Raw genomic sequence first — 10,731 nt, 5'->3', positions numbered from 1 at the left:
GTGAAGTTTCCAGGCATTTCAGGCTGTGCACGTTGGCGATGAATGCGGCAAAGCAGCTCGAAATACCCACCGCGAATCAACATCAAACGCCCACTCAGAGGGCGTTCAGGGATAGATTGCGGTGCTAAGTCGCTCCTGCGGTCAACAATCTGCGGGCCGATTCACACCTTGCATGCGTCTTCGCGACCTTTCGGATGTCGACTTGTACACCCGTTTCATCCGCTTCTCGGTGCTGGATTCCGTCTGGCTTATTAATGGGACAGAAGATCCCCATCAGTGTGAAGTTTCCAGGCATTTCAGGCTGTGCACGTTGGCGATGAATGCGGCAAAGCAGCTCGAAATACCCACCGCGAATCAACATCAAACGCCCACTCAGGACTGGTCCTGGGTGCGCAGGCGGCGCTGGAGCGTACCCTTGGCCCGGTCGGAACGCTGCTGGTCGTCGGTGGGCCGGGCCACGCCGCGGCGGCGCAGAACACCAGGCTGGTCGAGCACGTGCGCCGCCTGGCCGGTGTCGGCCGTCGGGTCGCGTCGGTGTGCACGGGCGCGAGTGTGCTGGCGGCGACCGGGCTGCTCGACGGACGGCGCGCCACGACCCACTGGGCGTTCGCGCACGACCTCGCGCAGCGCCACCCGGCGGTCCGCGTCGACGCCGCGCCGCTGTACCTCCGCGACGAGCACGTCTGCACGTCGGCCGGGGTCACCGGAGCACTCGACCTCACCCTCGCGTTCGTCGAGGAGGATCACGGCCCGGCCCTCGCCCGGACGCTGGCCCGGATGATGGTGACCTACCTCCAACGACCGGGCAACCAGGCCCAGATCAGTATGTTCGTCGAGGCGCCGGCCCCGCAGCACCGGACCGTGCAGCAGACCGTCGAACACATCACCGAACACCTCGACAGCGATCTTTCCGTCACCGCGCTCGCCGCATACGCGGGAGTCAGCGGACGTCATCTGTCCCGGCTGTTCCTCGACGAGCTCGGACAGACACCAGCCCAGTTCGTACGAACCGCCCGAGCCGAGGCGGCCTCACAACTCCTCGTCTCCACAGCACTGCCGCTGGCCTCGATCGCAAGGCGTTGCGGGTTCAGCTCCGCCGAGACGATGAGGCAGGTGTTCGTGGACCACTACGGAACAACACCCAGCCAGCACCGCACAGCCCACAACACTCCCCAGATCGCACCCAACGGGCGCAGCCCGATGCCCCCTGCGGGAGGGCCAGAACGCCACTCCGCCGTCGGCCAGCTCGAGGAGTAGGCCCCGAAAGCCATCGGTAGCTGACGTGGCGAAGTGCCTGAACAAACCAAACCCGTGGATACCATTCAGGCACGTTTCAGGAAAGTCGGACGTGCCTTATGTGCCTGAAGTCTCTGCCCCGAGGTGTCTCACGATCGAAGTGACGGTGTTCCAGGTACGCCATGCCCGTTCCCCGTGTACCCCTCGGTGGAAGGGGGAGTGGCCGTCACCGGCTCACCTCCAGCGGTCAGCTGCGGATGGGGACGTGGAACGCGCCCTGGTCGGAAGTATGGCCGACCTGACGGAACTCGGAGTTCCGTTTCTCTGCCTTTCCTGTTGCTCTCGCCGGCATGGCCTTGCCCGTGTGGTTCTGATGCGCCAGACCGCTGCCCAGCGGCGCATTCGCATGTCGGCATCCCAGCGGCGGCGGGTGTGGTGCGTCCACGCCGGGTTCGCGTGCCGCAGGCCGCTGATCCGGGAGATCTCTCCCGGATCAGCGGCCCTTTCGATGCTGCGGATCGCATTCACCGGACCGCACGCGGATGGCGTCGAGGTCTCTCCTAGGGAACCAGGGTTGGCGTCCCGCAGAAGCGTAGTGGTGATCCGTTGGCCGGCAACGCGGTCAGCCGGCTGAGGAGTCGACGGAGGCCATGGGGCTCTGGTCGGCTTCCCTGACGGTCGGGACCGTCATTCCGAAGCGGTCTGGCCCTGGTACCAGTCGTGGATCTGCTCGCCGGTGAGGAAGGTCGCCTCGGCGTGGCTGCGGATGTATTCCAGGGCCTGGTCCAGGTACTTCAGCCGGTGTGGCGCGGCCATGATGTAGGGGTGGACGACCAGTGCCATGACGCGCGCGGAGTCGTCTGCGCGGGCGTCGGCCAGGAGCTGGTCGAACTGGTCCACGGCACGGCGCCGGTACTCCTCGGCGGAGTGGTGCTGAATGAGCATCATCGCCACGTCGTTGCACTCCTGCGTATAGGGCACATTGACGATGGGAGTGGTGCGGGTGCGCAGTTGGGTCGGCTGGTCGTCCAGCACCCAGTCGCAGACGTACGCGTAGCCCTCCTCGACCAGCAGGTCGGGGGTCTCCCAGGTCTCGGTGAGACCTGGGCCGAGCCAGCCGCGGGGCGGCTTGCCCACGGCAGCGGTGATCGCGTCGCGGGTGCGCTGGATGTCGAGCCGCTCGTCGGGCACCTTCTGCATGTTCTTCTGTGTGAAGCCGTGGCCCATGAACTCCCACCGGCGCTGGAGAGCGGCCTCGGTGATCTGCGGGTAGGCGGAGATCGCGGAGCCGTTGACGGCGAGGACCGCGGGGATCTCGTGCCGGTCGATCACCCGCAGCATCCGCCAGAATCCGACGCGGTTGCCGTACTCGTGCCAGGCCCAGTTCGGTACGTCCGGCGAGGGCACCCCGCCGGCCGGCGGGGTGAGCACGGTGCGCGGCATCGGCTCGGAGTCCGACCACTCCTCAATGTTGACGATGAGCCAGACGGCGACCCGCGCCCCGCCCGGAAGCTGCAGGGTCCGGCGTCCCTCGATGGGGTTGTAGTCGATCCGTTCACTGGGCCGTATCCGGGCGTTACTCGGCATGGCGGTGGCTCCCGTTCTCGGTGATGGCAATGGACAGGGGTGCGAGGCCGCTGATCTCGACGTGGACGACGTCCCCTGGGGCAATCGCGCAGACGCCGGCGGGCGTGCCGGTGTAGATGAGGTCACCGGGGCGGAGCCGGTAGTCGGTGGAGAGGTGGGAGATGATCTCGGCAACGTTCCAGATCATTAGCGCGAGCTCGGTGCGCTGGCGGGTCTCGCCGTTGACATCGAGCCGCAGTTCGGCTGCGGCAAGATCGCCCACAGACGCGCGGGGGGTGATCGGGCCGCACGGCGCGGAGGCGTCGAAGGACTTCCCGGCCTCCCAGGAGATCTGCCGGTCCCGGCAGTCACGCTGGCGGTCGCGGCGGGTCAGGTCGATGCCGGCGGCGTAGCCGTACACCAGGTCCAGCGCCTGTGCCACCGGTACGTCCACGCCGTCGGCGCCGATCGCGACGACGAGTTCGCCCTCGAACTGGAAGTCGGAGGTGCGAGGCGGGTAGGGCACCTGGTTATCGCCGGGCACAACCGCGTCGGTCGGCTTCTGGAAGAAGAACGGATCGTCCCGCTCGTCACCCTCACGCATCTCCCGGACGTGGTCCACGTAGTTGCGGCCGACGCAGTAGACGCGGCGTACGGGAAAGCGCTCGGCGATTCCGGTGACGGGCACCGACACAGTCGGCGCGGTGAACAACAGAGTCATGAGAGCTCCGATCGGGTTGTGGTGCTGAACAGGGCCGGGCGCAGCAGGAGGGCGAGCAGCGCACCGGCCAGGAAGAAGCCGGCGATCTGCAGGAGTCCGGCGCCGGTCCATCCGAAGGCGGACACAAACTGGCTGAAGACCCAGCCGGATACGCCGGCGGCGATGTAGACGCAGGTGATGAACATGCCCGAGCCGTGTCCCGCGATGGCGGGTCGGACGGACTTCACCAGCAGGCCGGCGAGAGCTACGTATGTCCCACCACTGGCGAACAGGCCGAACAGGAACGAGAACGCGGCGTGCCAGGCCACATCGTGCGGGCCCAGGAACAGGGCGGCCGCCGACGCGGCCGCCATCGCGTTCATCGAGCCGATGCACACGCGCGGGTCGATCCGGTCGGTGAGCCAGCCGCCGAGGGGCGAGGCGAACGCGGCCAGTCCGGACAGCCCGATGGCGAGACCTGCCTGGCCCGAGGTGAAGCCGAGTTCGTCGCGCAGGTAGGTGGCGTAGAGGCCGATGTAGGCGAAGTCGGCGAGCCCGAACAGCACGGTGATGACGGCGAGCAGGATCGGGTTCCAGCTCAGGACGGACGGGGACCCGCCGATGGTGGGCTCCCGCGTCTGCGTACCGGTGGCCTCGGTGAACCGGCGCGGCACGAAGAGGGCGACCGCGAGGGTCACCAGCAGGCCCAGCCCGCCGAAGGCGAACATCGGCGCGTGCCAGGTGCCGTAGTGTTCCAGGAGGGCGGTCGCCGCCCAGGGACCGATGACCGATCCGGTGGCGAACGCCATGTTCACCGCCCCGATCGCCAGTCCTCGGTGGCGTGGGAAGGCTCCGGCGGCGACGGTCAGGATCGCGGCCAGCTGCAGTGCCTCACCGACACCAGAGGATATGCGCCACAGCAGCATGTCGGCGAAGCCGGCGCTGAAGACCGTCAGCACTGTCGCGATGGAGAAGATGCTGGTGCCGATGACGACGAGCGTCTTGCGGCCGAAGCGGGCGAGCGCGATTCCGGCAGGTATGCCGACGATCCCCATTCCCAGGGCGAAGATCGTGGACTGCAGGCCCGACTGGTCGAGGCTGAATCCGTACTCATGCCGGACCTCGGGGAGCAGGACGGGGAAGACCATCCGGTCCATCGCGTTCACCGAGTACGCCAGCAGGAGCAGGGCGTACATGGCGACGGCGGGGAAACCCACGATGGCGCGGGCCGCGGGTCGGATTGATGCCGTGCTGTTGGTCATCCGCACACCGCCCGGATCGTGATCGACGCAAGAGCTGTGGCCGCGCGGGAGACGCTGCCACGGGGCGGCCTCATCTCCAGTCACCGGCGGCACGGGCCCGCGCGACGAGCACGTCACGGCGGTCATCCGCACTGGAGATCGCGGTCTGCGCGGAGGGCTGGGTGAGCCGGCCGCGGTCGAGCAGCACCCGGCCGTCGACGACGACCGTGACGATGTCGGTGGCCCGGCCCTGCCTGACCAGTGCCTCGGCGGGGTCGCCCGACGGCAGGAGGTTGGGGGTGCGGGCATCGATCAACAGCAGGTCGGCCCGTTTGCCGGGAGTGATTGACCCGGTCACGTCGCCGAGGCCGAGGTCGTGCGCGCCGTCGAGCGTCGCCATCTGCAGCAGCCGGCGCGGGGTGACATCGGGTGATCCGGTGCGGGCGGCTTCGACGGCCTCCACGGTGCGCAGCGTCGTGAACACGTCGGGTGCGGTCGGCATGGCCAGGGTGTCCGTCGACAACGACACCGGGACCCCGGCCTTGAACAGCTCGCTGAACAGGGGGAATCCCATGGTGCGCAGCTCGGTGATCGGGCTGAGCGAGATGCGCGTGCCGGTGGCGGCCAGTGCGGCGATGTCGTCCGGGGAGGCGTGTACGGCGTGCACGATCTGCACGTCGGGTCCGAGCAGGTCCTCGTCGGCGAGCCGGGTGAGGCCGCAGGAACGACAGCCCTCCTCGCGCAGGCAGCGGTCGCAGTGCATGGTGATCGGGAGGCCCAGCTCACGGGCGGCTCCCCATTCGCTGCGGCAGACCCCGTTGGGGGTGCGGTAGGGGCCGCGCAGCGCCACACCGAAGTCCAGCAGGCCGTCGAGCCGCTCGGCGGGCCAGCGCGCGGAGAAGCGCCGGAGGTCGTCGAGGTCCATCGGCTCATCCGCCGGGGTGGAGTCGCGCGGTCCGTACGAGAACCGGCCGCGGACACCGGCGTCGAGCTGGGCTTTGACGTTGACGTCGGCGTCCTCGGGCGAGCGGACGTTGTGGTCCCAGTTGTGCACGGTGGTGATGCCCGCGGTGACCGCCTCGGCAAGGGCGAACCGGGCGGCCCAGTAGAAGTCCTCGAGGTCGTGGTGCGGGCCGAGCGCGCGCTTGACGGCGAAGTAGTCGCGGCCGGGCGCGTCGCTCACGGAACCGCGCAGCAGACTGTTCCACAGGTGCCAGTGCGTGTCGACGAAGCCGGGCAGCGCAATGAGTCCGCTTCCGTCGATCACCGTGGCGCCCGGTGGGATGGCCGCGTCCGCATCGGTGGTGACCGAGGTGATCACGCCGTCGGCCACGGTCACCGTCGCGTGCTCAAGGTCGCCCAGGCGCGGGTCCATCGTGACCGCGGTGACACCGCTGAGGACCAGGTTCTCGCGTTCGGGCAGGTCGGATTCAGGTTCAGGAAACATACAAGCTCACTTCCAGTGCTATGGCTACGCCCGCACCCCACACGGCGACACCCCGGCGCAGTGCCGATGGTGATATCCGCCGCGCGGCCGACACGCCCAGTCGGCCGCCGACGAGTCCGGTGACGGCCAGGAGCAGGGCAGGGCCCCAGGCCACCGAGGTGAGAGCGACAAATGCGAGAGCGGACACCGACCCGACGACGAGCGAGAGCACGCTCTTGAGGGCGTTGAGCCGATGTGTTGTGTCGGCCAAGAAGACGCCGAGCATCGCCAGCATGACGATGCCGAGCCCGGCAACGAAGAATCCGCCGTAGAAGGCCACCACGAACTGCGCGGACAGCAGTCCGATCCGGCTCGACCGGGCACCATGCCGTGCCGCCAGAGCGGCGACCCGGGGTTGCGCGGCGAGCATCACGGCGGACGCGAGAACCAGCCACGGCACGGCGGCGCGGAACACCTCGTCGCTCACCGCGAGCAGGGTGAGCGCCCCGCCGATCGCGCCGGGGATGCTGACCAGGGCGAATGTACGGACCTGCCGACCTTGGCCCTTCAGCTCGGCCCGGTAGCCGAGCGAGCCGCCGAGATAGCCCGGCAGGGCCGCGACGGAGTTGGTGACGTTCGCCGTGACCGGCGGGACGCCCATGGCCACCAGTACGGGGAAGGAGATCATCGAGCCCCCGCCTGCCACCGCGTTCACCGCTCCGGCCAGAAGGCCGACCACAGCCAAGAGCCCGGGCTCCCACAGATCGGTCGTCACGTAGCAACACCTCCCTTCACAAGAAGGACGGTATGCATTGCATGCAATGCATGTCAACGGTTGACGCGGAGCCTTTTGCATGCAATGCATACCCTGTATGCTCTTGGGCGTGGACCACATCGGATCGCTTTCCAACGCGGCGACGAGCAGCGCCGACATCGTGTATCTGACCTTGCGCCGGCGCTTCGCGGAGGGGGAGCTCGCGCCGGCCGAGCGACTCACCGAGGCCGCCTTGGCGCAGGAGCTCGGAGTGAGCCGCACGCCGGTGCGCGAGGCCCTGGGCCGCCTGCAGGCGGACGGCCTCGTCGTACCGATGGCGCGCGGGGTCGCGGTGGCAACGCTCAGCAGCGACGAGGTCGAGCAGCTCTACAATCTGCGCGCCGCGCTGGAGGGCCTGGCCGCGGCCCAGACGGCCCGCCTGCAAGCGGCCGGGCAGATCGCGCCCGCGCACCTCCGGGACATCGAGAAGGCCGCGGAAGAGGTGGAGCGAGCGGTCGCCGAGGGCGACGCGAAGCAGTCGGCGCGGGCCAACCTGGCCTTCCATCGGGCATTCGGCCAAGCTCCCGGCAACGCGTTCCTGACAGACGCGCTGCACCGGGTGTGGGACCGAATCGCGATCTCCACGGTGTCTAACCTCTCCGACACAGAGTGGGCGCTGACCGCGCTCACCCAGCACCAGGAAATATGCCGCGCCATGATCGCCGGAGACGAGGACGCCGCCCGCCGGGCGGCCGAGGAGCACATCCTGTCGGCGATGCGCGTCTACAGCGAAGCCCTCGACCGAGGGTGACCGGTCGTCAGCCCGGGCGCTGAACGGGGCCGACAGCCTTGGGCTGGTCAAGCCCGGCACCTGGCTCGACAACGTACGCAAACGGGCGCGCAAGCTCATCGAACAGCGTCGTGCGGACCTCGACAGCCTCGGCGTGCGCTGGTAGACGGGCGCCGGCAAGGGAACGCGCGAAGGGCGGGCACTTGGGGTGCCGCCCCTATCCTCTGCGCTCGGAAGCACGGTGCCAGGAATCGATTGAGAAGCACGTAACAGCCCCCATGAGTCGGGCGACGGGAACAGGGCACTCAGACAACGTCAGCCGCCGGTCTCGGCCCACGCCAAACCACTTTCGGGAGCCGTGCTGCACCCTGTGAGGCGTCGCTCCGCGGACTCTGACCCGGTCCATGCACTGGGGCCAGAGTCCGCGGCCAGCCCCCGAAAGCCCGGCCGCGCCTGACCGGTCTCCGTGGCGGCGGTCACTGCCTCGATCCGGTTTCGCCAGACCGAGTGGCTGCCACCTCTGTCCGATGGCAGCCGCTGCCCTTCAGAGAATCGCCCGCGCCACAGGGAGCACTGAGCTTCATTGCCTACGTGACGGTCAATCTGGACTCTTCGCACCACTGTGGCCTGACACCGAGTCCCGCGAGCGTGGCGGCCAGGGCCTCCACGTCCTCGTGCAGTTCCTCGGCGTACCGGGCCTTGATGGTCCAGCTTTCCCGGTGGCCGGCCGCCGCCTTCGTCAGGCGCGGATAGGCCCAGTCCGAGCGGAAGCCGGGCAGGTTCTCGTGGTGGAACAGCTCGAAGCTGACGTCGCGGTCGTGTCCCACGTGGTTGGCGGCGGACCCGACGATGACCTCCTTGAGCGGGGTGAAGGGCCCGCGGAGAACCCGCGAAGAAGACGGCCCTGATCAACAGCAGCAATCACGCGATCGTGATGACCTTCGGGACCGTTTACCGGGGCGTTGTCCAGTACTACCTGCTCGCCGGAGATGTCTTCCGGCTCCACCGGCTGCAATGAGGTCTTCTCAGCAACGTGACCGGTGCGGTGCGTGATGGCCGGCTCTTCGGCGGGATAGTGACCCGGCGTCAGGTAGACGTGAAGCTCCTGATTGGAACGGGTACTGCAGCCGCAGATCTTGGACCGGCGGATCGGAAACGGTCAACGTCGGTCGTCGGGACGGTTGCCGGACGACCGGCAGGCCGACGCGGCAGGCCGCGTAGCCACAGTGGACGGCCCGGCCGTGGCCAGAACGGTCAGAAGAAGGTGTTGGGGATGGCGTCCTTGCGCTCGGGGTCGAAGGGCCGGCTGGTGACTTCCGTGACAAGTGCGTCCAGCCATTGGGTGAAGGACAGGGCCGCCGGGGTGTTGGTCGTAGAGTTGACCCACTCGCCGGTGTCGACGTACTTGGCGAGGTCGCATTCGTAGTCGTTGTACTCGAGGAGGATGGGGAGTTCGCCTTCCTGACGGGCGACGTCGCCGTCGGTGCAGAAGGACCACCGTGACGCCTCGAGGTCGTACCCGGCGGTGGCGAAGGCAATCAGGAACGACGTCTGGATCTCACGGTCCCTGAGGGTGGTGCCGGCGTCGGTGAAGGAGTGTCCCTTGCATAGCTCGTCAGGCGAGAAGATGTTGACGGGCTCATAGACGGACCAGCTTCCGTCCTCCTCCTGCTCCTCGATACGAGCGTAGGAGCAGATCCGAAGAAATGCCCGGTAGCCCGCGGGGACGGCAAAATCGTCCGGCCGGTACGGTAGCGGGAGCTCCCACGGATACCGCTCGTCGATCTCGTACGGCAGCGCATCGATCCGGCTGTCACCGAGGGGCGGCCCCAGCACCAGCCGTATGCCCTTCTGGCGGGCGCACCACTCCTGGAGCTTGGCGAGGGAGTCGCTGACGGCAGTTGATTCGATCACGGCGTCACCGTATCCAAGGCTGGTGTTCGAACAACACATTGGCCGTGCTCATGCACGCCTTCCTGATCGCCACGATCGGCCCGTTGCGCGGGGCTGCTGCACGAGGCGAGCGGCGGGTGGGGCGTGCCCCTGGCGACGCTCCTCGCTGTGTGCGCGATCCAGGCATCCGCAGGTCTGGGCGCGGGGCGCGCCGGGCAGGTCCGGGGCGGGTCCGGTCCGAAAGCGGCCTGACACTTGGGGACGAGACCGGCACGCTGGAATCGGTCCATGTCAGGATCGCGGCCGAGACGGCCGGAGTGTCCCTACGCACGGCCTGGCGTTGGCTCGCGAGGGCCCGTAAGGACCAGACCGAGCCGGCCTACCGGCGTGGAGGGTTCCTGCTGGACGACACGCTGTGGGCCCGACTCGAAGAGCTGGACGGGAACGTCTCCGAGTTGCACCGGCAGTTGTCCCAAGCAGGTGACGACTCAGTCCTGCCCGGACCGCTGCCTTCGCTGGCGACCATGCACCGGGCGGTACGCGAGCAACGCCGGGCGGGCCGGGTCTTGCAGAGCACGCGCCCCGGGAAGGGGCATGTGGATCCCGACCGCTATGACCGGGCCCTGGCCGAGCTGGTGTTCGTACGGCCGCCCGGAGCCCCGCGACGACTCGACCGTTAACGGTCAGGACCGTGGCGAGTAGGCCCCTTAAAACACGGACCGGACCCCATCGGTCCGATAGCCATGTCCGTAAAGGAGCCGTCCGTCCAGGGCTGAGTGAAAGGGAGCGGCCCGGCACCGCAGGGTGCCGGGCCGGGAATGCCGTTGGGACCCCTGATTCCTGCACCACACGGGAGCGGGAGTTTCACAGGTCACCCCGTGTGCTGGAGGTGGGCTACCACTGGCAGTGGACGTGGGTAGCACTCCGAACAACATCAACTACGCTGGCCGAAGCCGCATAGCCCGTGTTCAGGATCAGGGGTCAAGGCCCGTCGGAGGCCGCATGGACACTGACACCTATCTGGCAGTTCCCGACCTTGCCCAGGAGCTGTATTTCAATAACTGCTCGATGGGCAAGCCTCGGTGTCAGGCTGGAGTATGACTTGCCCTCAGCTCTCCAACGCTT

General features: G+C 68.0%; 10 protein-coding genes and 1 pseudogene. 4 read left to right on the top strand and 7 right to left on the bottom strand.

What is annotated here, in order from left to right; all coding sequences use genetic code 11:
• Nucleotides 1–303 precede the first annotated feature (303 nt).
• On the top strand, nucleotides 304–1,257 hold the full coding sequence (locus tag ACIRJP_RS41010) for a GlxA family transcriptional regulator (protein WP_404186115.1): 954 nt from the start codon (nucleotides 304–306) through the stop codon (nucleotides 1,255–1,257).
• Nucleotides 1,258–1,923: 666 nt separating this feature from the next.
• On the opposite strand, the gene ACIRJP_RS41005 is transcribed toward ACIRJP_RS41010, so the two are convergent.
• The 5 genes from ACIRJP_RS41005 to ACIRJP_RS40985 all read right to left on the bottom strand — a co-directional run bounded on the left by ACIRJP_RS41005 (nucleotide 1,924) and on the right by ACIRJP_RS40985 (nucleotide 6,944).
• Entirely contained in the window at nucleotides 1,924–2,823 is a 900-nt protein-coding gene (locus ACIRJP_RS41005) for a polysaccharide deacetylase family protein (RefSeq protein ID WP_404186113.1), read from the bottom strand.
• Complete coding sequence (locus ACIRJP_RS41000; RefSeq protein ID WP_404186111.1) at nucleotides 2,813–3,523, bottom strand: fumarylacetoacetate hydrolase family protein; 711 nt, start codon at nucleotides 3,521–3,523, stop codon at nucleotides 2,813–2,815. Before ACIRJP_RS41000 ends, ACIRJP_RS41005 begins: the two co-directional genes overlap by 11 nt.
• The gene (locus tag ACIRJP_RS40995; RefSeq protein ID WP_404186109.1) at nucleotides 3,520–4,764 is read right to left on the bottom strand and encodes an MFS transporter; all 1,245 of its coding nucleotides are present in this window, start codon (nucleotides 4,762–4,764) and stop codon (nucleotides 3,520–3,522) included. The genes ACIRJP_RS41000 and ACIRJP_RS40995 overlap by 4 nt, the downstream gene beginning before the upstream one ends.
• A gap of 70 nt (nucleotides 4,765–4,834) precedes the next feature.
• A complete protein-coding gene (locus ACIRJP_RS40990) occupies nucleotides 4,835–6,190 on the bottom strand; it encodes an amidohydrolase family protein (RefSeq protein ID WP_404186107.1) in 1,356 nt (451 codons plus the stop codon).
• The gene (locus ACIRJP_RS40985; RefSeq protein ID WP_404186105.1) at nucleotides 6,180–6,944 is read right to left on the bottom strand and encodes a sulfite exporter TauE/SafE family protein; all 765 of its coding nucleotides are present in this window, start codon (nucleotides 6,942–6,944) and stop codon (nucleotides 6,180–6,182) included. Before ACIRJP_RS40985 ends, ACIRJP_RS40990 begins: the two co-directional genes overlap by 11 nt.
• Nucleotides 6,945–7,053: 109 nt before the next feature.
• Between ACIRJP_RS40985 and ACIRJP_RS40980 the strand changes: the two genes are divergently transcribed.
• Complete coding sequence (locus ACIRJP_RS40980; RefSeq protein ID WP_404186103.1) at nucleotides 7,054–7,734, top strand: GntR family transcriptional regulator; 681 nt, start codon at nucleotides 7,054–7,056, stop codon at nucleotides 7,732–7,734.
• Nucleotides 7,735–8,300: 566 nt separating this feature from the next.
• Here ACIRJP_RS40980 and ACIRJP_RS40975 read toward each other — a convergent pair.
• Entirely contained in the window at nucleotides 8,301–8,540 is a 240-nt protein-coding gene (locus tag ACIRJP_RS40975; RefSeq protein WP_404186101.1) for a hypothetical protein, read from the bottom strand.
• A 50-nt stretch (nucleotides 8,541–8,590) separates the two neighbouring features.
• Between ACIRJP_RS40975 and ACIRJP_RS40970 the strand changes: the two are divergent.
• A pseudogene (locus ACIRJP_RS40970) lies at nucleotides 8,591–8,728 on the top strand (group II intron reverse transcriptase/maturase); the annotation flags it as partial.
• A gap of 239 nt (nucleotides 8,729–8,967) precedes the next feature.
• On the opposite strand, the gene ACIRJP_RS40965 reads toward ACIRJP_RS40970, so the two are convergent.
• On the bottom strand, nucleotides 8,968–9,627 hold the full coding sequence (locus ACIRJP_RS40965; RefSeq protein ID WP_404186099.1) for a hypothetical protein: 660 nt from the start codon (nucleotides 9,625–9,627) through the stop codon (nucleotides 8,968–8,970).
• Nucleotides 9,628–9,923: 296 nt separating this feature from the next.
• Between ACIRJP_RS40965 and ACIRJP_RS40960 the strand changes: the two genes are divergently transcribed.
• Nucleotides 9,924–10,286, top strand: coding sequence for a hypothetical protein (locus tag ACIRJP_RS40960; protein WP_404186097.1), 363 nt, complete (start codon nucleotides 9,924–9,926; stop codon nucleotides 10,284–10,286).
• The last annotated feature ends 445 nt before the right edge of the window (nucleotides 10,287–10,731 follow it).

This window comes from Streptomyces sp. NPDC102437, from assembly GCF_044765565.1.
Lineage (GTDB): Bacteria > Actinomycetota > Actinomycetes > Streptomycetales > Streptomycetaceae > Streptomyces.
The sequence above is the reverse complement of the archived record's forward strand: the minus strand, read 5'-3'. Positions and strand labels throughout refer to the sequence as shown.

Excerpts from the sequence above, each read along its gene's own strand:
- ACIRJP_RS40995 (WP_404186109.1), bottom strand. The coding sequence starts at position 4,764 with ATGACCAACAGCACGGCATCAATCCGACCCGCGGCCCGCGCCATCGTG.
- ACIRJP_RS40990 (WP_404186107.1), bottom strand. The coding sequence starts at position 6,190 with ATGTTTCCTGAACCTGAATCCGACCTGCCCGAACGCGAGAACCTGGTC.
- ACIRJP_RS41000 (WP_404186111.1), bottom strand. The coding sequence starts at position 3,523 with ATGACTCTGTTGTTCACCGCGCCGACTGTGTCGGTGCCCGTCACCGGA.
- ACIRJP_RS41005 (WP_404186113.1), bottom strand. The coding sequence starts at position 2,823 with ATGCCGAGTAACGCCCGGATACGGCCCAGTGAACGGATCGACTACAAC.